The sequence below is a fragment of the Cupriavidus sp. AU9028 genome (genome assembly GCF_019795295.1).
Classification (GTDB): Bacteria; Pseudomonadota; Gammaproteobacteria; order Burkholderiales; family Burkholderiaceae; genus Cupriavidus.
In genome coordinates, this window is record NZ_JAIMCG010000010.1 from 40,093 (window position 1) to 66,942 (window position 26,850).

A 26,850-nucleotide genomic window follows, 5' to 3' on the forward strand; every position below is an offset into this window, starting at 1 on the left:
CACGTCCGTGGCCGCAGCGGCCGCGCCCGCCCCGGCGGTCCCGCCCAGCCTGGTCACGGCGCCCAACCTTCCCCGCCCCGACGACGTGTACGAGGCGCTGATCGACATGCACCGCGACCTGACCGAGCGGCAGAGCCACGCTGCGAACGCGCAACTGATCCTGCTGCTTGCCAACCATATCGGCAACGACGAGGTGGTCAGGCAAGCGATCGCCGCCGCGCGCGCCTGCGTGCCGGCAGCGGACCCACCGGTCGAGGCGGCAACCGGCAGCGCGCTACCGCACGCCGTACCGTTGCCCGCGTGACCGTGCCGCTGCTGCCCCGCCTACCCCGGCTACCCCTTTCGATTCTTGCTCCCTTGCCAGGACCATCACGATGAATGCCAGCCTACCCCTCCAGTCCGTCGCGCAGACCCTGCGCTACCAATCGGGCTTTGCCAATGAATTCGCGACCGAGGCGCTGCCCGGCGCGCTGCCGGTGGGACAGAACTCGCCGCAACGCGCACCGTATGGCCTCTATGCGGAGCAGCTGTCCGGCACCGCGTTCACGGCGCCTCGCGCCCACAACCGCCGCTCCTGGCTCTATCGGATCCGCCCGGCGTCGATGCACGGCAAGTTCGAGCCGATTACCGGGCACCGCTTCGTCAGCCGCTTCGACGAGGTGCCGGCCTCGCCCAACCAGATGCGCTGGAGCCCGATGCCGATTCCCGATGCGCCGACCGACTTCATCGACGGCATCGTGACGATGGCCGGCAACGGCGGCCCGGCGGCAATGACGGGCTGCGGCATCCATCTGTACCTGGCCAACCGGTCGATGGAGCGCCGCTTCTTCTACAACGCCGACGGTGAAATGCTGATCGTGCCGCAACAGGGACGGCTGCACATCGACACGGAATTTGGCCGGCTGGAAGTGGAGCCGCAGGAGATCGTGGTGATGCCGCGCGGCGTGCGCTTCCGTGTCGCGCTGCCCGACGGCACCGCGCGGGGCTACATCTGCGAGAACTACGGCGCGCTGCTCAAGCTGCCCGACCTGGGCGTGATCGGCTCCAATGGGCTGGCCAACCCCCGCGACTTCCAGACGCCGGTGGCATGGTACGAGGACGAGGAGGGCGACTTCGAGCTGGTGGCCAAGTTCCAGGGCGGATTGTGGCGAGCCCACATCGACCATTCGCCGCTGGATGTGGTGGCCTGGCATGGCAACTATGCGCCCTACAAGTACGACCTGCGCCGCTTCAACACGATCGGCTCCATCAGCTTCGACCATCCCGACCCATCGATCTTCCTGGTGCTGCACAGCCCGTCGGATACGGAGGGCGTCGACAACATCGACTTCGTGATCTTCGGCCCGCGCTGGCTGGCAATGGAGCACTCGTTCCGTCCGCCCTGGTTCCACCGCAATATCGCCAGCGAGTTCATGGGGCTGATCGAAGGCGTCTACGACGCCAAGGCCGAAGGCTTCGCCCCCGGCGGTGCCAGCCTGCATAACTGCATGAGCGGTCACGGGCCGGATGCGGGGACGTTCGAGCGCGCGTCGGCGGCCGACACCAGCCAGCCGCATCGCATCGCGGACACCATGGCCTTCATGTTCGAAACCCCGACCGTGATTCATCCCACCCGGTACGCGGTCGAATCGCCCGCCTTGCAGGCCGACTACCAGCACTGCTGGCAGGGGCTGCGCAAGCATTTCAATCCCAACCAGCGTTAAGGTCCGCCCCCATGCAAGACAGTTCCATGCAATCCGCTCCCGCCCAAAGCTGGATCGAGTCGGCCAATCGGGCCGATTGCGATTTTCCGCTGCAGAACCTGCCCTACGGCATCTTCAGTACCGCGGCGGGGCAGGGCCCCCGGGTGGGCGTGGCGATCGGCGACCGGATCGTCGACCTGTCGGTGCTGGACCAGGCCGGCCTGCTGCCGGCCGAGGCGGCCGGTACCTTTGCTTCCGCTTCGCTGAACGCCTTCATCGGGCGGGGCCGGCCGGTATGGCAGCAGACGCGCCGCCGGCTGACGGCGCTGCTCTCGGGCGAGGATGGCAGGCTGCGCGACGATGCCGCGCTGCGCGAGCGCGCCCTGGTGCCGATGAGCGCTGCCACGTTGCATCTGCCGGTGCAGATCGGCGGCTATACCGACTTCTACTCGTCGCGCGAACATGCGACCAACGTCGGCCGCATGTTCCGCGACCCTGACAACGCGCTGCTGCCCAACTGGCTGGAGATTCCGATCGGCTACAACGGCCGCGCCAGCTCCGTGGTGGTCAGCGGTACGCCGGTGCGCCGGCCCAATGGCCAGATCAAGCTGCCCGACCAGCCGCGCCCGCTCTACGGTGCCTGCCGCAAGCTCGACTACGAGCTGGAAATGGGCTTCATCGTCGGCAAGGAATCGACGCTGGGCGAGCCGGTGCCGATCGACGCGGCCGATGATTACCTGTTCGGCATGGTGGTGCTCAACGACTGGAGCGCGCGCGACATCCAGCAGTGGGAGTACGTACCGCTGGGCCCGTTCAACTCGAAGTCCTTCGCCACGTCGATCTCGCCCTGGGTGGTGACGATGGACGCGCTGGAGCCGTTCCGCCGCGACAATCCCGAGCAATCGCCGCAGCCGCTGCCGTACCTGCGGCAGTCGCGCCCGAACGCCTACGATATCCAGCTGGAGGTCGGCCTGCGCCCGTCGGGGGCGCAGGCGGCCAGGCGGATCAGCCGCACCAGTTTCCGCTCGATGTACTGGACCATGGCGCAGCAGCTTGCGCACCATACCGTATCGGGTTGCAATGTGCGGGTGGGCGACCTGATGGCGTCGGGCACCATCAGCGGCACCGAGGCTGACTCGTATGGCAGTCTGCTGGAGCTGACGCGCAACGGCGCGGCGCCGCTGGACGTCGGCGACGGGATGCGGCGCGCCTTCCTGGAGGACGGCGACGAGGTCGTGATGCGCGGCTGGTGCGAGGGTGCGGGCTACCGGATCGGCTTCGGCGAGGTCAGCGGCCGCATCCTGCCCGCTGCCGCCATCGAGTAGCGGTCAGCGCGTCCCGACCATCAGCACGTTGGCGCCGTGCGCATCGCGCGGCAGCGGCACCTCGCGCATGGTCAGGCCCACTTCGCGCAGCAGCTGTCGCCACTGCTGCGCGGGCCGGCAGTACAGCGGCGTGGTGCGGCCGGCGCGGACCAGATTGACGATGCGGTCCACGGTCCGGCTGTAACGGGCACGCCAGCCGGCGCTCGCATCGCCAATGCGCAGCAGCACGGTGCCGCCGGGTGCGAGGCAGCGCAGTGCGTCGCGCAGCAGCGCCTCCTGCGCGGGATAGTCAAGGTAATGCAGCATGTCGAGGATCACCACCAGGTCCCACTTGCCGGTCTGCCGCTGCTCGACCATCTGCCGTAGCACGACGCAGGCGTCGGCCTGGCGGATCTCCACTGGCCAGGGCGTCAGTCCGTCCAGCGCCTGCTGTGCGCGGGCGGCATCGGCCGGCGTCCATTCGATGCCCAGATAGGACACGGGCGAGGGCGGCGGGGGCCATCCCTGCGGCCAGGCCTGCGGATGGCAACGCTGTGCGGCGAAAAGCCATGCGGCAAGCAGGCCCTGCCCGCAGCCGATGTCGAGGATGCGCGGGCGCGGCGGCAGCAGGCCCTTGGCGAGCGCGATCGCAAACACCGGATCCATGCGCAGCTTGAACTGGCTGAAATGCCGCGCCAGCGTGTCGGACGCCTGGTAGGGCGCGCAGGCCCGCGCCAACAGCGTCTCGCCATCGGGGACCGGCCAGCCGACCGCGGAATCGGACGATTGCAGCACGGCGGGGCCGTCCCGGGCTGCGGCACCATTTGCCTCGGAGCGTGCGGCGTCTTCCGGCAGTTCCCTCATGCCGGCACCGCTTCTTGCAGGGTCACGTGCCGCAGCCCCGCCGCTTCGATGGCCTGCAGCACCCGGGGCAGCACGGTCAGGATCATCGGCTTGCCTTCGCGATCGCTGCCGGGGTTGCCGTCGTGCATCAGCAGGATGTCGCGTGCCGCCAGTCCCCGCAGCAGGCGGCGTGCGACGCCGTCGGGATCGGCATTGCGCCAGGTATCGAAACCGCGCCGCGTCCAGCTGGCCAGCCGCAGTCCCTGGCGGCACAGCGCGGGCTCCAGCAGCGGATTGCGCAGCCCGGCCGGGGCGCGGAAAAAGCGTGGCGTCCGTCCGGCCAGGTCGGTCAGCACGCGCTGCGCATCGGCGATCTCGCGCGCGATCCGGGCCGGGCCGAAGGTGGAGAAGTGCAGCCAGTGATGCTCGGTGTGGTTTTCGATCGCATGACCGCGCGCCACGATCTGACGCAGCAAGGCAGGATGCCGGCGCGCCGTCTCGCCAACACAGAAGAAGGTCGCGCGCGCGCCATAGGCGTCGAGCAGATCCAGTACGGCCGGGGTGACGGCGGGATTCGGTCCGTCGTCGAATGTCAGCGCAATCACGTTGCCCGCCGAAGCCGGCAGGCGCCGCAGGTTCGGGCCGAGCAGCGTGCTGCGCGGCCACAGGCCCGCCCCTGCCAGCACCACGTCGGTGGCGGCGACGGAGCCCAGCGCCCAGGGCAGCAACGCGGGCGAGGCGACGCAGGCGCCAAGCGCGCCGACATGGACCGCCGCTGCAGCGCCCAGCCATGGAGAGGGCCGCCATGGCCGCGTCGGCGGCGTCGGGGTCAGTCCGGAGGGAAGAGGTTCGGGCATGCGGGTCATGCTCTGGTCTCCTGGGGCATCGGCCCCTCAGCTACCAATGATGGCGAGGATCGCGCCGGCGTCAAGGTCTTGTTGGCATTTCGCTGGAAGCACGCGGCGCGCTTCGTTTCTATCGGATCGGTGCAAGCACCGGCATCAATTTGCCGCAGGTGAACTATTCTGCAATCAGGCGGGTCTGCCAGCATAACGATGTCTTTCGGCGTCCGGGGTAGCAGTGGCGAGCCGCGCCCCCGCCATGGACGCCGGTGTCCCCAATCCAACGCTTTGGAGTCCGGCCGCATGACAGAACGTTCCAGCACGCACCTGGTGATCATCCCCAGCTACAACCCGGGACCCAAGGTGCGAGAGGTGGTTGGCGAAGCACGTGCGCTGTGGAATCCCGTCTGGGTGGTTGTCGATGGCAGCACGGATGGCAGTACCGATTGGCTGCAGGAGCAGGCACGCAACGATCCGGGACTGCGTGTGCTGGTGCTGCCGCGCAACAGCGGCAAGGGCGCTGCGGTGCTGCACGGATTGCAGCAGGCGGCGGCCGAGGGCTTCACGCATGCGCTGACGATGGATTCCGATGGACAGCATCCGGCCGCGCTGATCCCGCGCATGTTCGAGCTGTCGCGCCGCAATCCGGATGCGATGATCCTGGGGCGGCCGGTCTTCGATGCGAGCGCGCCGCGCGCCCGCGTGTACGGGCGCCGGCTGAGCAACGTCTTTGCCGACCTGGAAACGCTGTGGTCGGGGATCGGCGATTCGCTGTACGGCTTCCGCGTCTATCCGATTCGTCCGCTTTGCGCGGTGATGGAAGGCCATCGCTGGATGCGCCGGATGGATTTCGATCCGGAGGTAGCGATCCGGCTGTGCTGGCGTGGCGTGCGGCCGATCAACCTGGATACGCCGGTGCGCTACTTCCGCGCCGACGAGGGCGGGGTGTCCCATTTCCACTATGTCCGCGACAACGTGTTGCTGACGTCGATGCATCTGCGGCTGCTGGGCGGCTTCCTGCTGCGGCTGCCGATGCTGGCGTACCGGCGCCTGGGCGAGCGGGTCAGTACCGACACCAAGTCGGCTGCCTGAAACGGGAAGGGGGTGGCGATGCCACCCCCTTTCGATCCGCCTGGTAACGCTGCGCTAGATTCGTCCCATGACCACCAGCGCAATGACGATCAGCACGATCAGGCCGAGTCCGCCGCTGGGCCAGTATCCCCAGCCGGTGCTGTACGGCCACGATGGCAACGCACCGATCAGCAGGATGATCAGGACGATCAGAAGTATGGTGCCTAGGGTCATAAGGGGCTCCTTTGCCGAGGCTCGCCTCGCGTTATTCGTTGGTTTTCGACCGCTTGCAAGCCGCTTCACGGCCAGCATGCCAGGGCCCGCCGGCGGTGATTACACAATAGACGCGAGGCGCGCGCAGACCATCTGCACCAGCGCTGAAAGCGATGTAGGAATCGGACGACGGCGCCGCTTCAACACTTCAGCGCGTCAGCGCGTCAGCGCGGCAGCCGGCGGATCAGCGACGAGGTGTCGCCCCTGCCGCCACCCTGGCGTTGCAGTTCGCCGTAGAACTGATCCACCAGCGCGGTGACCGGCAGGCTGGCGCCGTTGCGCCGCGCTTCGTCCAGGCACAGGCCGAGATCCTTGCGCATCCAGTCGACCGCGAAACCGAAATCGAACTTGTCCTGCACCATGGTCGGACCGCGGTTCTCCAGCTGCCACGAACCGGCCGCGCCCTTGCTGATGACATCGAGCACCAGCGGCATGTCCAGCCCCGCGCGCATGCCGAAGGCGACCGCCTCGGACAGGCCCTCCAGCAGTCCCGCGATGGCGATCTGGTTGACCATCTTGGCCAGCTGCCCGGCGCCGGGGCCGCCGATGCGGGTCACGGCGCGTGCGTACGAGGCAATGACGGGTTGCACACGGCTGAAGACGGCTTCATCCCCGCCGCACATGACCGTCAGCACGCCGTTCTGCGCGCCCACCTCGCCGCCGGACACCGGGGCGTCGATGAACTCGAAATCGCGCTGCGCCGCTTCCTGGTACAGCTCGCGGGCGACGTTGGCGCTCGCGGTGGTGTGGTCGATGAAGACACAGCCCGGCGCGGCGCCATGGAAGGCGCCGTCCGGCCCGGTCAGCACCTGCCGCAGGTCGTCGTCGTTGCCGACGCAGGAGCAGACGATTTCGGCATCGCGCGCGGCCTGCGCCGGCGTCGCGGCCGCGCGTCCGCCGAAGCGACCCACCCAGTCCTGTGCCTTGCTGGCGGTACGGTTGTAAACGGTGACATCGTGGCCCTTGCTGGCCAGATGGCCCGCCATATGAAAGCCCATGACGCCCAGGCCGATGAATGCGACACGCATGAAGACGACTCCGTTGGTTCTGGTTGAACAATGGTGCAGGATCCGGCGTGCAGTGGCCGGTGTGCCCGAGTATAAGCCGCACGCCCCGGCCGTTGCTGCCAGCGCTAGCCCGGTGGCGGCTCGCCCGGCCGGTCTTGCGGCATGGCGGTCGGCGCGGCGGCGGCCGCCATGCTCGACAGCGAGCCGCGCAATGGCGGCCGCACCAGGTTGGCCCGCCATGCCCCGCGCATGACGCGCTCGATCTGGTTGAACGCTTCCCGCGAGATGATGTTCTCCTCGCGCATGGTGCGCAGCTCGCCCATGCCCTTGCCCAGCGCGAACAGCATCAGCAGCCGCTTCTCCAGCGCGATGGTGTAACTGCCGAACTGGGCGCGCATCTCCTGCAGGGCCGCGCCCGCGGCGCGGTAGCGGTCCTCGAGCACGCCATCGAGCAGTGCCGCCATGCGGGGCCCGAACACCGGCGTGAGCATGGTGCGGTTGTATTCGCGCAGCCGCTGCAGCACGGTCTGGCGCACGATCATCAGCTCGAAACGGTCGGCGAGCGCGCGCGCCAGCGGGCGGTCGATGCCCAGGCGCCGATGCAGGAAGAGCGCCGCCCGGTAGCTGGGCTGGTAGTCGAGGATGTGGCGTGCCGCCCGGTTGTAGCCGATGCGGCCGCGCTCGCGTGCCGCGTCGATCATCTGCCCGGTGTTGCGCATCATCGCGTCAAGGTTCGCCACCGACACCACGCCGTTGCCGAACTCGGGAATCAGTTCGCTTTCGCGGGTGGCCAGCGTCACCAGCGCGGTAGTCAGCCGTGCGCGGTCCGGCAGCGCGCTGTCGAAGTCGAAGTCTGCGGTACCGGCCTCGATATCGCGCCGGTACTGCAGAGAGACTTCCCGTGCCGCCGAAGGGGGCAGCTCGAACCCTCGCGCAAGCCCCTCCAGCGCCCGCTCGACTTCTTCCGTCGACAGGCGGATGGCCTGCCGCTGCAGGGCCAGTTCCTGCGGCGACAGCACGTCCAGTTTCAGCCGCCGGATCACCCAGCGCAGCGTGGTGCCGTTGACCAGCAGGCTGACCAGCACGAAGCCGGTGGCGAGGATGGCGACGAAGTGCCGGGCATCCTCCGGCAGCGAGCGATGCTCGGCGATGCCCAGCGCCAGCACCAGCGTCACCGCGCCGCGCAGGCCGCCCCAGGCAATCGCCAGCTTGTAGGCCGAATCGATGGGGGCGCTGAGCCGCGCCCACGTCAGCAGCGGCACCAGGCCGAACAGCGTCGCGATGCGCGCGGCCAGCGCGGCGATCACCAGGGCCAGCAGCAGCAGGCCGTGGTGCGGCGTGACGCCCTCCAGCAGCGAGGGCACGCGCACCGCTGCCAGCAGGAAGACCACCGCGCCGGCGATGCCCGCGAATTGCTCCCAGATCAGCAGCAGATGGCGCCAGTTCGGCGGACTGACCCGCGTTGGGCCGAGCGCGCTGAGCATCAGTCCAGCGCAGACGACCGCCACCACGCCGGAGACGCCCATGATGTGTTCGCTGAGCAGATAGAGGGGATACGGCAGGGCCAGCGTCAGCGCGGCCTCCGCCATGGCGATCGATGCCAGCCATGGCAGCACGTCGGCCAGCAGCCTGCCGGCAACGGCGCCCGCCAGCACGCCGCCGCCGAAGGCCCATGCCAGCTCCTGCAGGCCTCCGGCGAGCGTCGCATCCGGGCCGTCGCCGGTGAACATCGCGATCAGCACGCCGACCAGCGCGATGGCGGCCGCGTCGTTGAGCAGGCTCTCGCCTTCCACCAGCCGGATCAGGCGCGCCGGGGCGCCGACATCGCGGAAGATGGCGATCACCGCGGCCGGGTCGGTGGTGGCGACGACCGCGCCCAGCAACAGGCAGATGATCAGGTTCTCGCCGCTGGCCGCCGCCATTACCGCGCCGATGACGCCGGTCGCCACCACCACCGCGACGACGGCCAGCAGCAGGATCGGCGCGGCGTCGGGCAGCATGCTGCGGACGTTGGCGGTCAGCGCGGCATGGAACAGCAGCGGCGGCAGGAAGATCCACAGGTAGGCCTCGGCCGGCAGGGCCGGGTCGATCAGCGGATGCAGCAGATGCTGGGCGAAGCCGGGCAGCATGGCGTCCAGCGTCACGTAGCCCGCACCGATGGCGATGCCGATGGCGGACAGCAGGGTGGACTCCGGCAGGCCGGAGCGATGGGCGGCGACCTGCACCACGGCAATGATGGCGAGCAGGCCGCCGAGCAGGATCAGGATGTCGACGACGATATTCACTGTCCTGCCCTCGCTGCAAGGCGAAGCAAGGGGATGGCGACGGCAAGCGGGGCGGCCACGGCGGTCCTCGAATACGGCTGGCGGAAGGCTCGACCTTAGCGCGAAGCGGCCGCCGGATTCAAGGACGATTGCCGGGAACGCGGTCCGCCCGGGGTCAGAGCGGCCGCGGCCGTGCCTGTGCCAGCCCGGCCACCGCCTCATCCAGCTCCAGCAGCAGCTGCCGTACCAGTTCGGCGGCCGGCATCGCACGCGACAGGGCGACGGCCTGGCCTGCCCATTGCGCGGCGAAGTCGGCGCTGCCTTGCGCCTTGGCGGCGGCGTGCAGCGCCTTGCCGGCATCATAGGCGATCGGATAGTCCGGGATGCCGGGGGCTTCGGCCGCCAGGCCAAGGGCGGTGAAGCGGTTGCTGAGGCCGCGTGCCGGCCGCCCGGAGATCGCCCGGGTCATGGTAGTGGGCGGCGCGGCCCGGGACAGCAGCACCGAGCGGTAGGCCTCGTCGGCGGCCGATTCCGGGCAGGGGACGAAGGCAGTACCCAGCTGGGCGGCGTGCGCGCCGAGGGCAAGCGCCGCGGCGATGCCGGCACCGTCCATGATGCCGCCAGCGGCAATGACCGGCAGGCCGGTTTCGCGCACCAGCAGCCGGGTCAGCGCCAGCGTCCCCAGGCCCTCGTCGAACTCGCGCGGATCGAACACCCCGCGATGACCGCCCGCCTCGACCCCTTGCGCGACGATGGCGTCGATGCCCGCCGCCTCGATCTGCCGGGCCTCGGCCAGGGAAGTCGCGCAGGCCAGCAGCACGATGCCGGCCTCGTGCAGCATGCGCACGATCTCTTGCCCTGGAAGGCCGAAGTGGAAGCTGACCACCGCCGGCCGCTCTTCCACCAGCATCTGCACCATCGCCGAATCGGTGCGCAACGACTGATAGATTTCCCGCAGCGATGCCGGCGGGGTGGCGCCGAATTCGGCGAACACGGACGCCAGGTATTGCAGCCATGCCCCTTCCCGCGTGCTATCCGACTGTGCCGGTTCATGGCAGAAGAGATTGACGTTGAACGGGCCGGCGGTCAGGGCCCGCGTGGCGCGGATCGCTTCTCGCGCTGCCTCGGCGTTCATGGCGCCAATGCCGAGCGAACCGAGCCCGCCGGCATTGCTGACGGCGGCGGCAAGCGCCGGCGTGCTGACGCCTGCCATGGGTGCCTGGATGATGGGGGCGGCGATGCCGAGCCGGTTCAGCAGGGACGAGTCGGTAGGGTGCATGGTACGGGTCCGGGTTCGGTTGAGGGAAGGCCACGCCAGGGCGCCATGGCCGCGGCTGCCGGGAAGCAGGATGGATAAAAGAGGGCAGGCAAGTCACGCACGCCGAAGTTCCCGCAGCAGGGCGTCCAGCGCGGGCGTGGTGTAGCCGGCGCGGCGCACCAGATAGGTATGCACGTTGCGCACGGGGACGGTCTGCAGGTTCGCCGCGTCGGCGTGCCGCTCCAGCAGGGAACGCGGCACGATGGCGGCGGTGTCGCCGGCGCAGACGCTGGCCAGCATGGCATGGTAGGAAGGCATCTCGACCACCGGCAGCGGTCGCATCGGCTTGCCGTCGGCATCGCCTTGCCGCAGCCACGCTTCGGCGCAGGCACGATAGGTGCAGCCCACGGCGAAGGCGGCGAGCTGGCGCACCTGCAGGTCCGCCGGCCGCCTGGGACGGGCATGGCCGGCCGGAAGCGCAAGAACCAGCGATTCGCTGAACAGGAAGGTGCCCTCCAGGTCGGGCGCGAGTTCGTCCATGTCGGCCTCGCGCGCGGGCGCGGTGCCGGGGTGGGCCACCAGCGCGCAATCCAGGCGGCTGGCCAGCACGTCGTCCACCAGCGCCATGGTGGTTCCGGTGCGCAGCTGCACGGCGACCGCCGGCCAGGCTGCGTGATAGCGTTGCAAGGGGGCCGGCAGCCGCACCGCGGCGGTGCTTTCCATCGAGCCGACCCGCAGCAGCCCGGCCGGCACGTCACCGCGCACGGCCTGCCGCGCTTCCTCGGCGAGCGCGAGCAGCTGCTCCGCATAGCCCAGCAGGCGTTGCCCTTCCTCGGTCAGCGTCATGCGCCGGGGGTTGCGGTCGAATAGCGCCACGCCCAGGTCGCCTTCGAGCTGGCGCACCCGGGTTGTCACATTCGACTGCGCGCGTTGCAACGCCCTGGCCGCGCGGGTCACGCTCTGCTCCGCGGCCACGGCGCGAAAGATTTCCAGGCTGGACAGGTCCACGATACTCCCGAAGCCGACGCCCGCACGATCTCGAAACGAGATCGGGAGTCGCTATAACATTCTTGTTCGGGAATATAGCCGATGGCCGCGGCAAAGGGTAGCGGCGGCAGCGTCAGGGAGCCGGAAGGAGGGGGAAGGTGGGCCCGAGGAAGTGGCCCGTCCGGGCGATCGGGGGCTGCGGTGACGGCGCGGCGTCAGGGGGCACGCGCGCCGTCATCGGGCGTCATGGACGCTCAGGCACCGTCGGTGCGGGCGTCGCGCACATCAGCGCGGGCCCCATCGCTGAACGGATCGCGCACATCGGCCTTGGCGCCGTCGGCATACGGACTGCGCGCGTCCGCGCGTGCGCCGTCGGTATAAGGGTCTGCCGGCGCGGGCGTGGCGTGCGACAGACCGGCCATGGCGGCCAGCGACGCGGTCAGCGAAGCGGTGAGCAGGGCGTTCTTCAGGGTGCGCATGTTGGCGTTCTCCAGGAGGGGCAGCCGGCAGGATTGCCGCTGCATTGGAGGCAGTCTAGGGCGAGGCCACGCACGGCAGCATGACGTCAGCATGACAATGCTGTCATGCAGCAAGCGGTGCCCTGCGGCAGCAGACCGGTCCAGTTGTCCACCGCCGCCGCGCCGCGGAGCACGGTTTTCGCTTGCGATTCTGATTACCGGACGGTTCTATCGCCACCGGCATATTGCGGTGCCGGCGCTACGGATCGGGGCGCTGCAGCGCACACCCTGTAGAATCCGGTTGACCGGCGGCTGCCAGGCCGCCCGATCTGTTTCCTGTCTGTTGTCCTCTTTGATGCCTCCGGCCGCGCGCGCCGGCGGCGCTGCCTGAAATCGCCATGTCCGAGTTTGATGACGCCAGACTAGCCGCGGTCGAATGGATCCGCGCGCAAATGGACCGCTATGGCCTGTCGCTTGACGATCTGGAAGCGGCGGGCTGTTTCGACGAGACGGTGCCGAATCCGACGGCCGCCGATGTGCCACAGCCCGAGTCGCAGGCCGCCCACGCTGCGCCGGCCCCGCAGGCCCGGCCCGCCGCCACACCGCTGTACCGCAACGCCCTGGGCCAGACCTGGGATGGCACGGGCGACATGCCGGACTGGCTGCAGCGCGCCGTCAATGCCGGGCAGAGTCCCGATTTCTATCGGGTCGGCTGAATCCGTTCTCCTGCATCCGGGTTTGCCGGTGCAGGCAGCGCCTGCGGCCGTATCGCCGGCGCAACAACTTCCCGCCGCTCCCTTTCCCCGCGCCCGTCCAGGCGGTGCAGCCCTATGCAGCAGGCGCACCTGGAGCCGGTGCGTTTGCTGCTTCTTCTCGTAACGTTTGTTTACAATGTGGTTCTGCGTTCACTAGCAGAATCGCATCCGCGCCTGGGAAGCGTGGTCATCTTCCCAACGGTAATCGTCCGGTCGGACGACCCGCCAGCGCATGTGAACTGATTTCTGTGCAGCCGCGAGAAGACGGCTTGCAGCAGTGGGGGAAGCCGGGAGGGTGCGAACAGACACGCCCCGGCAGATAAAAGTCGGCGGGGCCACCGAAGCGGCCCCGCCGGGAAACGGGGAAATCCATGTACGGGTCGTTTCGGGCCGCTTTTGCGGCCCGGTGTGTCCTTGCGCGCCTGCGCAAGGCGGGGGGAGCCGCGCGCAGCCATTTCGTCGCGGGAATGCTGGCGCTGGCATCGCCGGCGGTGCTGGGTGCCGATCTGGTGCTCAACCACACCGATTCGCCGGATCCGTTGCCGGCGGGTGGCGTCGTCACCTATACGCTGCGGGTCGACAACAATTCCCCGGGAGAAACGGCCACCAATGTCGTCCTGACCGATACGCTGCCAGCCGGCGTGGACTTCATCGAGGCAGTGCCGACGCAGGGAAGCTGTTCGGCGCCGTCAGGCGGCAGCTTCAGTTGCCAGCTCGGTTCGATCGCCGGTCTGGCGCAGGCGTCCGTGGCGGTGCGTGTGCGCACCGTCGTCAGCGGAACCATCGTCAACGCCGGCTCGGTATCCGCCAGCGAAGCGGATCCGGACGGTGCGAACAACGCCGCCAACCAGACCACCACGGTGACCCGCGGGGCCAATCTCGGCATCGCGCTGACGTCCTCCGCGGCGTCGGTCCAGTCCGGCGGCAGGCTCCGATACGCCATCACGGTGACCAACGCCGGCCCCGACGCGGCCACCGATGTGCGTGCTGTCGCCACGCTACCGCCGGGATACATCGCCACCTCGATTCCTGCCGGTTGTACCCAGACAGGCATGTCGGTGCGTTGCGACCTGACCGGCAGCATCGCCAACGGCGGCCAGCGCAGCCTCGGCGAGATCGATGGCGTGGTGTCGGCCGGTTCCGGTTCCAGCCTGACCACCGCAGCCGCGGTGTCGGTGGTGTCGCCGTCGGCGCCGCAGGACCCGATCAGCGAAAACAACTCGGCGACGGCCACCACGAGCGTGGCGGTGGGCAGCGATACCAGGCTCGTCAAGACCGCCAGCGTCTCCACCCCGGTCATCGTCGGTACCGACTTCACCTACCGGCTGGCCACCTCGTACACCGGCGACGCGCCGCAGAACCTGACCGTCAGCGATACGCTGCCGGCGCAGATCGTGCCGCAGAGCAGCGCCCCCTTTGTCTCGAACGGCTGGAGCTGCACGATCGCCGGTCAGGCGGTGAACTGCACTCGCGCCGCCGGCGGCAGTGCTCCGGGTGCCAACATCGATATTGGCGACATCGTCATCCCGGTGCGCGCGGCGTCCTCGGCCGTGCTGGTTACCAATACCGCGACCATCAACGCATCCACGCCGGACCCGGATCCGTCCAACAACACCGGACAGGTGTCCTTTACGGTGACCGATCCGTCGGCGGATCTGCAGGCGTCCAAATCCGGCCCCAACCCGGCGCTGGTGACGACCGGATCCACCTGGGACTGGTCGATCCGGCTGCGCAACCTTGGCCCGAGCCAGCTGGTGGGTACCGCGCGCATGGTGGATACGCTGCCGGTCGGCATCCGCGTCACGCAGGTCACCGTGCCGAACGGCTGGAGCTGCCTGCCGGCGGCCCCGTTCGACACCACGGCCAGCGCCCGGACCATGACCTGCACGCGCGAATACACCAGCGCAGCGCCGCTTGCGTCGGGCGCGCAGGCTCCGCTGCTGACGTATCGAGCCCAGGCCCTGGCCGACGGCAACTTCTCGAACACCATGTGCGTGTCGGCCGTGGCGTCTGCCAGCGGCACGCCCGCGAGCGACACCAATGGCGACAACGACTGCGCGTCGCACGGCGTGTCCTCGCAGCCGTCGGCCGATTCGGCCGACCTGCGCGTCATCAAGACGGCCAACCCGGGCACGGTGCCCGCCGGCGAGGTGCTCACCTATTCGATCGAGGTCGTCAACGCCGGCCCGTCGGCGTCCACCAACGTCACCCTGCGCGATGCGCTGGGCGTGCTGATCAACAATGGCAAGGGCGCTACCGGTGCCGGCTTCATCGATGCGACGGTCAACAGCGGTGCGGCCAGCGGCGGCGCTTGTACCGACAGCGCCGGTGGCACCGGCGTGCGCAATCTCAGCTGTACGTTCACCCGGATTCCCGTCTGTACTGCCGGCACCGACTGCCCGGTGGTGACGGTGCGCGTACGGCCTGGCGGCAACGGGGGCAACCGCACCAATAGCGCGACCGCATTGTCGGACGAGGTTGCCGACCCCGACTACGACAACAACACTGGCTCGGTCACCACGAACGTCGATGCCCGCGCCGACATCACGATGGAGAAGAGCGCGACGCCGCCCACCGTGCCGGCGGGCCAGAACCTGACCTACGTGCTGACGGCGCGCAACGCGGGTCCTAGCGCGGCCGCCAACGTGCAGGCGGTCGACACGCTGCCGCTGGGCGTCTATTTCGTCAGCGCGACGGCCGCCGGCGGCGGCAACTGTTCGTCCACCCTCAGCCCGGGCCAGGTGACGACGGCCGGATCGCGAACCGTGACCTGTACCTGGCCTGAAGTCGGCAATGCGGGCCAGCAGAGCGCCACGATCGTGGTGCGGCCTGGCACCGCGCTGCGCAACACCAGCGTGCGCAACGACGTGGCGGCGACCACGGCGACCATCGAGACCGACACGACCAACAACAGCGCCTTCGTGCTCGCCAACGTCTCCAATCCGGCAATCGACCTGCTGGTCAACAAGAGCGACAGCGTCGATCCGGTGGCGATCGGCGATGAGGTGGTCTATTCCGTCGTTGTCACCAACAACGGGCCGTCGCACGCGGAAAACGTGCAGGTCAAGGACACCCTGCCGCCCACCCGGCTGCGCTTCCTCGGCATGACGGCCCCGTCTGGCGCCACTTGCACGACGCCGGCCATCAACAGCATCGGGGGCGATATCGACTGTTCGCTCGGCATGATGCCGGCCGGTACCTCGCAGACGCTGCTGGTGCGGATGCAGGGCGAAAGCAAGGGCACCGCCACCAACTCCGTCGCGCTCAACTCGAGCGAGATCGCGGCCGGCGCGGACGTCAACGCAGGCAACAACTCGACCATCGAGACCACCTCGGTGCGGACCAAGGCCGATCTGCTGGTCGTCTCGAAGACGGCCAGCGTGCCGACGGCCGACCTGCTGCGCGAGTTCACCTGGACGGTACAGGTGCACAACAACGGCCCCACCGAAGGCGACAACGTGCGGCTGTCCGACACGCTGCCGGCCAATATGGTGCTGGCCGGGGTGCCGGTCGCCACGGTGGTCACCGGCAGCGCGGGCGGGCTCAGCTGTACCGGCGCGGCCGGCGGCAACAGCGTGCAGTGCTCCTTCGGCACGGTTTCGGCCAATGCGACGATTTCGGTCGCCATTCCGGTCAAGGTGACCGCCGTGACCACCGCCGCGCCGCAAGTCTTCAGCAACAGTGCGAGGGTCACGACCGATTCCAAGGACGAGGACCCGTCCAACGACACCAGCAGCGGCACCGTGACGGTCCGCTCGTCGTCGATCGCGGGCAGTGTCTACGTCGATGCCAACGACAATGGCGTGCGCGAGGCCGGTGAAATCGGACTGGCGGGCATCGGCATGACGCTGACGGGCACGGCGTTCGACGGCTCCGCAGTCAATGCCACCACCACGACCGATGCCAGCGGCAACTGGCGCTTCGAGCGGCTGCCGGAGGGCACGTACCGCGTGGCCGAGGGTCCGGTCAACAACCCCGCCTATGCAGACGGCCGCGAAACGCCGGGCAGCGCGGGCGGCAGCGCCGCCAGCAACGATGTCATCGACGGCATCGCACTGGCGGGCGGCACCGCCGCGACCGGCTACCTGTTCGGCGAAATCCAGGCCGGCGGTATCAGCGGCCGGGTCTACTACGACCGCGACGCGGACGGCGTGCTGGACGGCGGCGAGACCGGCATCGCCGGCGTGACGCTGACGCTTGCGGGCACCGACAACCTCGGGGCGCCGGTCAGCCAGACCACGGTCACCGATGCGAACGGCGCGTACGCGTTCACTGGCCTGCGCCCCGGCACCTACACGGTCACGCAGACGCAGCCGGCCGCCTATCTGCCTGGCCGCACGACCGCTGGCGCCGGCAGCAACGGCTCCAGCGGCGGCACGGTCAGCGGTGGCCCCGCAGGCAATGTCGTGCAGGCGATCGGCCTGACGCTGAACGGCAGCGTGTCCAACGTCAACTTCGGCGAAGTCCGCGCAGCCAGGATCGACGGCGCCGCCTATATCGACAGCAATGGCGACGCGATTCGCCAGCCTGGCGAGACCTTCGGCCTGCCCAACGTGCGCGTCGCACTGAGCGGGACCGACGACCTGGGTGCCGCGGTCAACCTGACGGCGACCACCAACGCGACCGGTGGCTACAGCTTCACCGACCTGCGCCCGGGCACCTATACCGTGACCGAAACGCGGCCCGCCGAAATTGGCGCGACCGGCACGCAGGTCGGCACGGGTGCCGCGACGGCGGGCACCGGCAGCACCAATGCGACAACCCAGGTCATCAGCGGCATCGGGCTGGTGTCCGAGAGCCATGCGGTGAACTACAACTTCGGCCACCAGGGCGATACGCAGCTGACCGGGTCGGTCTACGTCGACCTGAACAACAACGGCCAGCGCGACGCCGGCGAGCCGGGCATCGGCGGCATCGCCGTTTCGCTCGCCGGCAACACGGCGGCCGGCGTGGCGGTCTGCTCGGTGTATCCCTGCGCGACCGTCACCGACGCCAACGGCAACTACACCTTCGGCAATCTTCCCGCCAGCGACGGCAGCGGCTATGCGGTGCGCGAGCGCGATGCCGCCGGCAATCCCTCGCCGCTGCTGGCCGCCTACGGCGATGGCACCGACCGTGCCGGCCGCGTTGCCGGAGTGGCCGTGGGCAATGCCGGCAATGACGTCATCAATGGCGTGGTCATCCGCCAGAACCAGCTCGGCGCCGGCTACGACTTCGGCGAGATCGCGGCGAGCCTGTCCGGCTCGGTCCACCTGGACGATGACAACGACGGCGTCAGGGATGGCGGCGAGCAAGGCGTGGCGGGCGTCACCGTGCGGCTGAGCGGCAATACCTCGACCGGGGTGGACGTCTGCACCATGGTCAGCTGCACCAGGACCACCGGCGCGGACGGCAATTTCCGCTTCGAGGGCTTGCCAGCCGGCACCTACAACCTGGTGGAGACCCATCCGCCGCAGTACGGCGACGGCAAGGAGGGCGCGGGAACCCCGCCCGGAACGGTCGACAACAACACCTTCGACGACACGCCGGCCGCCAATACGATCGGCAATATCACGCTGACTCCGGGGCAGGCCGGCAGCAACTACACGTTCGGCGAGCGGCTGGGCAGGCTGGGCGGCTCGGTCTTCATCGACCTGAACAACAACGGCGTGCGCGACAGCGGCGAGGGCGGCATCGCCGGCGTGCAGATCCGCCTGAGCGGCACCGATGCGACTGGCGTGGCCGTGGCCCGCACGGCCACCACCGATGCCGACGGCAACTATCTGTTCGCTGGGCTGGCGCGTTCCGGCTCGGCAGGCTACCAACTGGAGGAAGCGCAGCCGGCCTCCTATCTGGACGGCCGTACCACCGCTGGCCGGCTTGGCGGCGCGGCGTGCGGCGCCTGCTGGACCACGGTGCCGAACCAGGTCAAGGACGTCAGCCGGATCGGCAATATCGTGTTCGATCCGCTGCAGGTTGGCACCGACTTCAACTTCGGTGAAATCGGCGGTGCCAGCATCGCCGGCAAGAGCTGGTTCGATGACAACGGCAACCGGGTGCAGGACGAGGGCGAAGGCCCGATCGCCGGCATCGCGGTCACGCTCGCCGGTACCGACGACCTCGGTCAACCGGTCAGCCGCAGCACGGAAACCGCCGCGGACGGCAGCTATCGCTTCGACGGGCTGCGGCCCAGCGATGCCGCTGGCTATACGCTGACCCAGACGCAGCCCGCCAGCTATATCGACGGCGGCAGCGTGGTGGGCAGCCACGGCGGTACGGCGGGTACCAACCAGATTGCCGCAATCCGCCTGGGCAGCGGCGTGTCGGCGACCGGCTACGACTTCCCGGAGCGGGCCGGCGGCCTGGCCGGTTCCGTCTATGTCGATGTCAATGCAAACGGGCGCCGCGACAGTGGCGAGCCGGGCATTGCCGGTGTCACCGTCGCGCTCTCCGGTCCGGTGAACCGGACCGCGGTGACCGACGGGGAAGGCCGCTACCGCTTCAACGACTTGCCGGCGGGTACCTACACCCTTGCCGAGCAGCCCGGCCCGGCTCTGGCCATTTACAAGGATGGTCTGGAGACGGTTGGCAGCGCAGGGGGCACCGCGGGCAACGACATGATCTCCGGCATCGTGCTGAACGCCGGCGTGCCCGCCACCGGCTATGACTTCGGCGAGCTGGCAGGCGACAAGGGCAAGATCACCGGCCAGGTGTGGCTGAACAACCCGGGCGGATCGCGCGAGGTGCGCGACGGCGACGAGCCGCCGCTGGGCGGCTGGCGCGCGGTCCTGTACAAGGCTGGCGTGCCGGTGGACTCGGTCGCGCCTGCCTTTACCGACGCCGCCGGCCGTTACACGATCGACAACGTGCCGGCGGGCGAGGGTTACGAGCTGCGCTTCTACAACCCCGGCGGTGCGCTGTACGGCTATCCGGTACCGAATGCGTCCAATGGCCTGGTGTGCCCGCCGCAGAACGGCGACCCGCGCTGCGGCACGGGCGGACGGCGCGATGTCGCCGCCATCTACGACATCACGGTCGGCTCCGGCGCGACGGTGGTCGAGGAGAACCTGCCGGTGGATCCGACCGGCGTGGTCTACGACTCGGTCAGCCGCAACCCGGTGCGCGGCGCCGTGGTGACGCTGCTCGGCCCGGACGGCTCGCCCGTGCGCCCCGAGTGGGTCGTGGGCGGTGCGCCGAACGTCGAGCAGACCACTGGCGAGGACGGCTTCTACCAGTTCCTGCTGACCTCGCAGGCACCGGCCGGTACCTACAGCCTGCGGGTGGTGCAGCCCGCGGCCTACCTGCCGCCGCCTTCGGGCATGTTGCCCCCGGCTGCCGGCGTGCTGCCGGCCAGTGGCGGCGGGCTGCTGCACGTGGTGCCGGCGCCCGGCGTGCCGCGCGGCAACGACAGCGTGCTGTGGTACAGCGCCTTCGCCTTCGGCGCGGTGCCGGCGCAGATCGCGCATAACCATATCCCGCTCGATCCGGTGCTCGGCGGCGCGCTGCGCGTGGTCAAGACCACGCCGATGCTCAACGTCATGCGCGGCTCGCTGGTGCCGTACACCATCACAGTGACCAACACGCTGAACGCGCCGTTGACGGGCATCGCGGTGCGCGATGTGCTGCCCCCCGGCTTCAAGTACCGCCAGGGCTCCGGCTCGATCAACGGGACGGGATCGGAGCCGCGCGCCAACGGCCGCGAGATGACCTGGCCGGTCCAGACCTTCGCCGCGGGCGAAACCAAGACGTACCGGCTGGTGCTGGTGATCGGCACCGGCGTGAGCGAGGGCGAATACACCAACCAGGCCTATGCGCTGAACGCGGTGGCCAACCTGCAGGCCTCCAACACCGGCTCGGCGACCGTGCGCATCGTGCCGGACTCGGTGTTCGACTGCACCGACATCATCGGCAAGGTGTTCGACGACCGCAATGCCAATGGCTACCAGGACGACGGCGAGCCGGGGCTGCCCAATGCGCGCGTGGTCACGGTGCGCGGCCTGCTGGTGACCAGCGATGCGCAGGGACGCTTCCACGTGCCGTGCGCGGACATCCCGCAGGCGGACCGCGGCTCCAACTTCGTGATGAAGCTCGATGAGCGGACGCTGCCCTCGGGCTATCGCGTGACGACCGAGAACCCGCGCGTGGTGCGGGCCACGCGAGGAAAGATGGTCAAGCTCGATTTCGGCGCGGCGATCCATCGCGTGGTGCGCGTGGAAGTCGATGCCCAGGCGTTCGTCGAGCAGGGGTCGGAACTGCGGCCCGAATGGCAGCGCGAACTCGCGCGGCTGCTGCCGGTGCTCGACGCCGGCGTCTCGGTGGTCCACCTGTCGTACCGCGGCAAATCCGGGGAAACGGGATGGGCGGACAGACGATTGTCCTACCTGACCGATGCCTTGCGGCGACTGTGGGCGGAGTCCTCCAACCGCTACCCCCTGCAAATCGAAACCGAGTACGTCGAGGTCCGATAATGAAAACAATTCGTCGACGTCGCACGGCCGTGCTGGTCGGGGCCCTGTTCGCGGGTACGCAAGGCAATCTGTGGGCGCAGGGCGCCGCGGGAGCACAGGCAACGGCGCCCCAGTCCGGCGCCGCGGCCGGCGGCGCGGTGCTGTCCGCGCGCACATTGCCGCCCTCCGCGCCGCTTGCGCGCGGCCTGAGCGAAACCGGCCGCCGGGATGACGATAGCCGGATGTTCGAGCGCGGCACGCCCGCATCGGCCGAACGGCTGTTGCCGCTCGCGGCCTCCGGGGGCGCATTCCAGGGCTTCACCCCTTCGGAAGTCGTGCGGATCCGCGCCGCCGGGGCGCAGCCGCCGCAGGGCGAGACGCTGCTGCGCGAGCAGGTGTCCGATGCCGGCGGGGCGCTGTTCGAGTCCGGCGAAGCCGAGCTGACGCCGGCCGCGATGCGCTCGCTCGACGCCATCGTGGCGGCATACAAGGGACGGGACGGCATCGCCCTGCGGGTGACCGGCCATACCGACAATCAGCGGCTGTCGCGCCGCACCGCCGCCCGTTTCAGCGACAACCAGGGGCTGTCGGAGGCCCGGGCCCTGGCGGTCGTTCGCTATCTGTCGCAGTCGCTGGCGATTCCGGTGGATCGGCTCGCCGTGTCGGGCCGAGGCGACGCCGAACCGGTCGCCGATAACGGCAGCGAGGCCGGGCGGGCGGCCAACCGCCGGGTCGTCGTCGAAATCTCGGCCACGGTGACCAGGGCGGCGGCCGTGCCGGAGAACGCCGACGCGAGCTGCCGTCCGGACGATGCCGGGAAAGGGCGGGGCACGCTGCCGCCGTTTCGCGTGACCGTCGACGGACAACCGATCGACGGTGCGCCTGCCAGCGAGGCCGACGCGCAGCGTTGCGTGGACGTCGCCCTCGCGGCGACCGACATCCAGATCCGCTACGATCCGATGCAGGTCACGCCTGCGCTGAATACCTGGGTGTCGCCTGAGAATCTCGCGCGCGGCGATGCCGTGCACTTCCGCACCTGGACCAACTACAAGGCATGGATCCGGCGCGCCGAGATTCGCGTCTTCGGCACGCAGCAATCGCTCGACGAGTCGCCCTACGCCGTGGTGCCGGTGACGAATCCGGACGATACGGCGTGGCAGCCGCCCGCCGATGCGCCGGAGGACATGCGCTTCGTGCTGCGGGTCTACGACGAACGCGGACGGTTCGACGAGACCGCCGCCAAGCCGCTGCGCCTGCTGGCGCGGGTGCGCGGGTTTGCCGACGCCGATAGCGCCGAGCGCGAGCGCCTGGCGGGCTACGGCGAAAACAGCCGGCTGGTGCGCAATATCCCGGTCTCGGGCGGCACCGTCACGGTCAATGGCAAGTCCGTACCGGCCGGCTATCGGGTCGAGGCGCTGGGTGAACAGGTGCCGGTGGACCGCAACGGCGCGTTCGTGACGCGGCAGATCGTTGCGGCCGGATCGCAGCAGGTGCGGGTGACGGTCGCCGATCCGGCCGGCGCCGGCACGACCTTCGTGCGCAACCTGGTGGTGGCGGACCAGGACTGGTTCTATGTCGCGCTCGGAGACCTGACGGTCAGCCGCAACTCGACGTCCGGACCGGCCAGCATCGTCGCGGTGGACGCGGACGATACCTACGACAAGCGAACCTCGGTGCAGGGCCGGGGCGCGTTCTACCTGAAGGGAAAGATCAAGGGCGAGTATCTGCTGACCGCCTCGGCCGATACCCGGGAACAGCCGTTCTCCGACCTGTTCTCCAACTTCGCCAGCAAGGACCCGCGCTACCTGCTGCGGCGCATCGACCCGGACCAGTACTACCCCGTCTACGGCGACGATTCGACCATCGTTGACGACGCCCCGACGCGCGGCAAGTTCTTCGTGAAGCTGGAACGGGGCGACTCGCACGTAATGTGGGGGAATTTCCAGACCACCTGGACCGGCACCGAGCTGACCCAGTACTCGCGTGGCCTGTATGGCGCGAACCTGCTGTGGCGCTCGGAGGACAGCACGTCGGTGGGCGAGCGCCGCTCCAGCGCCAATGTGTTCGCGGCGGAGCCCGGCACGCTGCAGTCGCGCGAAGAGTTCCGCGGCACCGGCGGCTCGCTGTTCTATCTGCGCCGGCAGGACGTGACGGTCGGCTCGGAACGGCTGTGGATCGAAGTACGGGACCGCGACTCCGGGCTGGTGCTGGAGCGCACGCCGCTGCAGCCCGGTGGGGACTACGACATCAACTATCTGCAGGGCCGCGTGACGCTGCGCGCGCCGCTGTCTTCGGTGGCGGACGGCTCCGGCATGCTGGTGCGTACCGGCGCGCTGCCAGGCAACCCGGTCTACCTGGTGGCCACCTACGAGTATGTGCCGGGCATGACGGAGATCGACGGGCTTGCCTACGGTCTGCGTGGCTCGCACTGGTTCAACGACTATCTTCAGATCGGCGTGTCGGGTTACCGGCAGGGCGGCGGACAGGGGCGGCAGAGCCTGTTCGGCGTGGATGCCACGCTGCGCTATCGCCCGGGTACCTACCTGAAGATCGAGAATGCGCGCTCGACCGGCACCGGCGCGGGCACGCAGTCGTCGCTGGACGGCGGCTTCGCCTTCGCGGGCTACGCGTCGAACGGCCAGCCGGCGGATGCGCAGCGGGTGGAGGGCGCGATCGATATCGGCGATCTGGTCGAGGACGGCAAGGGCCGCGTCAGTGGCTACTGGCAGAACCGTGGACAGGGCTTCTCGGGACCGGGCCAGATCGGCTTCGGCGGCGAGGCGGTGCGTCAGCAGGGCGCGCGGGTGGACCTGCCGGTGGGCGAGGACACCCGGGTGATCGCCCGTGCCGACAAGCGCGAGGCCTACAGCCAGGACACCTCCTCGGCCGAAGCGAGCGTGCGGCATCAGATCGACGAACAGTGGGCCGCCAGCATCGGCGCGCGTTCGGACGAACGCGGCACCGCCTCGCCGCTGGTGCAGAGCAGCTACCTCGCGCAGCAGGGCCGGCGCACCGATGTGGTGGCGCGGGTCGACTACAAGCCCGAGGCGGAACCGGTGGCACCGCCGCCTGGCGCCGATGGCGGCGCTGCCGCCGCAGCGACGCCGCCCTGGGACGCGTACGGCTACGTGCAGCAGACCGCGCAGCGCACCGGTTCGCGCAGCGACAACGACCGCGCCGGCATGGGCGGGACATGGCAGGTCACGGACCGCTTCCGCGTTGGAGCCGAGGCGTCGCAAGGCGACGGCGGCTTCGGCGGCAAGCTCTCGGGCGACTGGCGCGTCAACGATCGCAGCAATCTCTATCTGCAATATGCGATGGAGACCGAGCAGCCCGACCTTGGCTATCGCGGCCGCTTCGGCTCGCTGACCGGTGGTGGACGTACCCGGATGTCCGACACGGTGTCGCTGTTCACGGAATCGCGCTACGCCTACGGCAGCGGTCCGCAGAGCCTGACGCAGGCCTTCGGCGTCGAATACGCGCCGACCGACCGCTGGACCTACGGCCTGCGGGCGGAAGCGGGGCGTGTGTCGGACCTCTATGCGGGCGACATCAAGCGCTGGACCACGGGGGCGTCGGTAGCGTACAAGGACGACCGGCTCAAGGCCACCTCGATGCTGGAATTCCGCCGCGAGCAGAGCAATCTGTCGGGCGATCGCGACAGCTGGCTGTTCCGCAATACCATGGGCTACCAGGCCACGCAGGCATGGCGACTGCTCGGCAAGTTCAACCTGGCGGCAAGCTCGTCCAGCCGTGGCGTGTTCTTCGATGGCGACTTTACCGAGCTGGTGCTGGGGGCCGCCTATCGTCCGGTGGACAACAACCGCTGGAACGCGCTCTTCAAGTACACGTACTTCTACAACATGCCCTCGCCGGGGCAGTACACGCCGGGCAGCGGCACCTTCAACCCGTCCGTGGCCGACTACTCGCAGAAGAGCCAGGTGGTCTCGGTCGATGCAATCTGGGACGTGATGCCGGTGTTGTCCCTTGGCGCCAAATATGGCCTGCGCTGGGGCAGTCTGAAGCCGACCAAGGCGGAAGGCGAGTGGTTCTCCAGCACCGCGCAATTGGTGGTGCTGCGTACCGACTGGCACGTGGTGCACCAGTGGGACGCGGTGCTGGAGTTCCGCCGGCTGTGGGCACGCGAGGCGCAGGACGCGCGCGCGGGCATGCTGGCCGCGGTCTACCGCCATATCGGCAAGAACACCAAGGTCGGCGTGGGGTTCAACTTCACCGACTACTCGGACGATCTGACCGATATGTCGTACCGCCACCGCGGCTGGTTCCTGAACGTCGTCAGCGCATGGTAGCGGCGTCGCCGTGGCCGCCGTGCCGGTGGGCAGGGGTGCCGGACGGACCCTTGTCCGCCGCAGGTTCGCCGCGGTCCGGCGCATCGTCACCGGTGTACGCGAACGCCACGGTGCCGGCCGGATGCCGGTACCAGCCCGGATCGCGGTAGTCGTCGCGGGCAAGGCCCGGCCGCACCTTGACCGTGGTGAACATGCCGCCCATCTCGATTGGCCCGAACGGCCCCTGCCCCGACATCATCGGCAGGGTGTTCTCGGGCAGCGGCATCCGCATCGAGCCCATGTCGGCCATGCCCGCCTCGCCCATCGCCATGTAGTCTGGAATCAGCGCGTTCATGCGCCTGGCCAGGTCGCGCTGCGGCACGCCGATCATGGTCGGCACGTCGTGACCCATCGCGTTCATGGTGTGGTGCGTCTTGTGGCAGTGGAAGGCCCAGTCGCCGGGGTTGTCCGCGAGGAACTCGATCACCCGCATCTGCCCCACCGCGACATCGGTGGTGACCTCGGGCCAGCGCGCCGATGGCGGTACCCAGCCGCCATCGGTGCCGGTCACCTCGAAGCGGTGCCCGTGCAGATGGATCGGGTGGTTGGTCATGGTCAGGTTGCCGAAGCGGATGCGGACGCGGTCGCCCAGCCGGACCGGCAGGCTGTCGATGCCGGGGAACACGCGGCTGTTCCAGGTCCACAGGTTGAAGTCCGTCATTTCCGCCACCCGCGGCGTGTACGAGCCCGGGTCGATGTCGTAGGCGGACATCAGGAAGACGAAGTCGCGGTCCACTCGCCTGGTATTGGCATTGCGCGGATGCACGACCAGGAAGCCCATCATCCCCATTGCCATCTGCACCATCTCGTCCGCATGCGGGTGATACATGAAGGTGCCGGCGTGGCGCATCTCGAATTCGTAGACGAAGGTCTTGCCGGGCGGGATATGCGGCTGCGTCAGGCCGCCGACACCATCCATGCCGTTGGGCAGGATGACGCCGTGCCAGTGGACGGTCGTGTGTTCGGGCAGCCGGTTGGTGACGAAGATGCGCACCTTGTCCCCCTCCACGCATTCGATGGTCGGGCCTGGGCTCTGTCCGTTGTAGCCCCACAGATGCGCGGTCATGCCGGGGGCAAGCTCGCGTTCCACCGGTTCCGCGACCAGATGAAATTCCTTCCAGCCATCGCGCATGCGCCATGGCAGGCTCCAGCCGTTCAGCGTGACGACCGGGTGATAGGGGCGGCCGGAGGTCGGCGCGCGCGGCGCCATGGTGGCGGCACCGATCTGCTGCGGCGCCTCCGGCAGTTGCGCGGCGCCCGCGCGCGAGACCAGCGCCGAGCCGAGCATGGCCGCGCCGGCGCCTTGCAGGAAATGTCTGCGGGAAACCATG

General features: G+C 69.2%; 16 protein-coding genes. 7 read left to right on the forward strand and 9 right to left on the reverse strand.

Features of this window, described 5'->3' with window-relative positions; all coding sequences use genetic code 11:
- Positions 1–7 precede the first annotated feature (7 nt).
- The 3 genes from K6V06_RS20720 to fahA all read left to right on the forward strand — a co-directional run bounded on the left by K6V06_RS20720 (position 8) and on the right by fahA (position 3,007).
- Complete coding sequence (locus K6V06_RS20720) at positions 8–304, forward strand: DUF2783 domain-containing protein (RefSeq protein WP_370637464.1); 297 nt, start codon at positions 8–10, stop codon at positions 302–304.
- 70 nt (positions 305–374) lie between these two features.
- Entirely contained in the window at positions 375–1,703 is a 1,329-nt protein-coding gene (hmgA, locus tag K6V06_RS12550) for a homogentisate 1,2-dioxygenase (RefSeq protein ID WP_222243860.1), read from the forward strand.
- Between the two features lie 26 nt (positions 1,704–1,729).
- Complete coding sequence (fahA, locus tag K6V06_RS12555; protein WP_222243861.1) at positions 1,730–3,007, forward strand: fumarylacetoacetase; 1,278 nt, start codon at positions 1,730–1,732, stop codon at positions 3,005–3,007.
- 3 nt (positions 3,008–3,010) lie between these two features.
- On the opposite strand, the gene K6V06_RS12560 is transcribed toward fahA, so the two are convergent.
- Together K6V06_RS12560 and K6V06_RS12565 are read right to left on the reverse strand one after the other, a co-directional pair.
- Positions 3,011–3,850 (reverse strand): bifunctional 2-polyprenyl-6-hydroxyphenol methylase/3-demethylubiquinol 3-O-methyltransferase UbiG, encoded by an 840-nt coding sequence (locus K6V06_RS12560; protein WP_222243862.1) that lies wholly within the window; start codon positions 3,848–3,850, stop codon positions 3,011–3,013.
- The gene (locus K6V06_RS12565; protein WP_370637459.1) at positions 3,847–4,695 is read right to left on the reverse strand and encodes a polysaccharide deacetylase family protein; all 849 of its coding nucleotides are present in this window, start codon (positions 4,693–4,695) and stop codon (positions 3,847–3,849) included. Before K6V06_RS12565 ends, K6V06_RS12560 begins: the two co-directional genes overlap by 4 nt.
- 279 nt (positions 4,696–4,974) lie before the next feature.
- Between K6V06_RS12565 and K6V06_RS12570 the strand changes: the two genes are divergently transcribed.
- Positions 4,975–5,763: a glycosyltransferase family 2 protein gene (locus tag K6V06_RS12570; protein WP_222243863.1), complete on the forward strand. Its 789-nt coding sequence runs from the start codon at positions 4,975–4,977 to the stop codon at positions 5,761–5,763.
- A gap of 54 nt (positions 5,764–5,817) precedes the next feature.
- Here the strand turns inward: K6V06_RS12570 and K6V06_RS12575 are convergent, their stop codons facing one another.
- From K6V06_RS12575 to K6V06_RS12600, 6 genes are all read right to left on the reverse strand, one after another.
- Positions 5,818–5,976 (reverse strand): DUF3309 domain-containing protein, encoded by a 159-nt coding sequence (locus K6V06_RS12575; RefSeq protein WP_222243864.1) that lies wholly within the window; start codon positions 5,974–5,976, stop codon positions 5,818–5,820.
- A gap of 203 nt (positions 5,977–6,179) precedes the next feature.
- The gene (locus K6V06_RS12580) at positions 6,180–7,043 is read right to left on the reverse strand and encodes an NAD(P)-dependent oxidoreductase (protein WP_222243865.1); all 864 of its coding nucleotides are present in this window, start codon (positions 7,041–7,043) and stop codon (positions 6,180–6,182) included.
- 104 nt (positions 7,044–7,147) lie between these two features.
- A complete protein-coding gene (locus tag K6V06_RS12585) occupies positions 7,148–9,307 on the reverse strand; it encodes a sodium:proton antiporter (RefSeq protein WP_222243866.1) in 2,160 nt (719 codons plus the stop codon).
- 154 nt (positions 9,308–9,461) lie between these two features.
- Entirely contained in the window at positions 9,462–10,565 is a 1,104-nt protein-coding gene (locus tag K6V06_RS12590; RefSeq protein ID WP_222243867.1) for a nitronate monooxygenase family protein, read from the reverse strand.
- A gap of 93 nt (positions 10,566–10,658) precedes the next feature.
- Positions 10,659–11,552 (reverse strand): LysR substrate-binding domain-containing protein, encoded by an 894-nt coding sequence (locus K6V06_RS12595; protein ID WP_222243868.1) that lies wholly within the window; start codon positions 11,550–11,552, stop codon positions 10,659–10,661.
- 233 nt (positions 11,553–11,785) lie between these two features.
- The gene (locus tag K6V06_RS12600) at positions 11,786–12,010 is read right to left on the reverse strand and encodes a hypothetical protein (protein ID WP_222243870.1); all 225 of its coding nucleotides are present in this window, start codon (positions 12,008–12,010) and stop codon (positions 11,786–11,788) included.
- 377 nt (positions 12,011–12,387) lie between these two features.
- On the opposite strand from K6V06_RS12600, the gene K6V06_RS12605 reads away from it, so the two are divergent.
- From K6V06_RS12605 to K6V06_RS12615, 3 genes are all read left to right on the forward strand, one after another.
- Positions 12,388–12,705 (forward strand): H-NS family nucleoid-associated regulatory protein, encoded by a 318-nt coding sequence (locus K6V06_RS12605; RefSeq protein ID WP_222243873.1) that lies wholly within the window; start codon positions 12,388–12,390, stop codon positions 12,703–12,705.
- 506 nt (positions 12,706–13,211) lie between these two features.
- The gene (locus tag K6V06_RS12610) at positions 13,212–21,191 is read left to right on the forward strand and encodes an SdrD B-like domain-containing protein (RefSeq protein ID WP_222243875.1); all 7,980 of its coding nucleotides are present in this window, start codon (positions 13,212–13,214) and stop codon (positions 21,189–21,191) included.
- Positions 21,191–25,480 (forward strand): OmpA family protein, encoded by a 4,290-nt coding sequence (locus K6V06_RS12615; protein ID WP_222243877.1) that lies wholly within the window; start codon positions 21,191–21,193, stop codon positions 25,478–25,480. Before K6V06_RS12610 ends, K6V06_RS12615 begins: the two co-directional genes overlap by 1 nt.
- Here the strand turns inward: K6V06_RS12615 and K6V06_RS12620 are convergent.
- A complete protein-coding gene (locus K6V06_RS12620) occupies positions 25,467–26,849 on the reverse strand; it encodes a multicopper oxidase family protein (RefSeq protein WP_222243879.1) in 1,383 nt (460 codons plus the stop codon). The two genes, K6V06_RS12615 and K6V06_RS12620, sit on opposite strands and share 14 nt — an antisense overlap.
- Position 26,850 lies beyond the last annotated feature (1 nt).

Coding starts and splice junctions, on each gene's coding strand:
- K6V06_RS12590 (WP_222243867.1), bottom strand. CDS start 10,565: ATGCACCCTACCGACTCGTCCCTGCTGAACCGGCTCGGCATCGCCGCC.
- K6V06_RS12600 (WP_222243870.1), bottom strand. CDS start 12,010: ATGCGCACCCTGAAGAACGCCCTGCTCACCGCTTCGCTGACCGCGTCG.
- K6V06_RS12580 (WP_222243865.1), bottom strand. CDS start 7,043: ATGCGTGTCGCATTCATCGGCCTGGGCGTCATGGGCTTTCATATGGCG.
- hmgA (WP_222243860.1), top strand. CDS start 375: ATGAATGCCAGCCTACCCCTCCAGTCCGTCGCGCAGACCCTGCGCTAC.
- K6V06_RS12620 (WP_222243879.1), bottom strand. CDS start 26,849: ATGGTTTCCCGCAGACATTTCCTGCAAGGCGCCGGCGCGGCCATGCTC.
- K6V06_RS12610 (WP_222243875.1), top strand. CDS start 13,212: ATGCTGGCGCTGGCATCGCCGGCGGTGCTGGGTGCCGATCTGGTGCTC.
- K6V06_RS12560 (WP_222243862.1), bottom strand. CDS start 3,850: ATGAGGGAACTGCCGGAAGACGCCGCACGCTCCGAGGCAAATGGTGCC.
- fahA (WP_222243861.1), top strand. CDS start 1,730: ATGCAATCCGCTCCCGCCCAAAGCTGGATCGAGTCGGCCAATCGGGCC.
- K6V06_RS12570 (WP_222243863.1), top strand. CDS start 4,975: ATGACAGAACGTTCCAGCACGCACCTGGTGATCATCCCCAGCTACAAC.
- K6V06_RS12565 (WP_370637459.1), bottom strand. CDS start 4,695: ATGACCCGCATGCCCGAACCTCTTCCCTCCGGACTGACCCCGACGCCG.
- K6V06_RS12575 (WP_222243864.1), bottom strand. CDS start 5,976: ATGACCCTAGGCACCATACTTCTGATCGTCCTGATCATCCTGCTGATC.
- K6V06_RS12615 (WP_222243877.1), top strand. CDS start 21,191: ATGAAAACAATTCGTCGACGTCGCACGGCCGTGCTGGTCGGGGCCCTG.
- K6V06_RS12605 (WP_222243873.1), top strand. CDS start 12,388: ATGTCCGAGTTTGATGACGCCAGACTAGCCGCGGTCGAATGGATCCGC.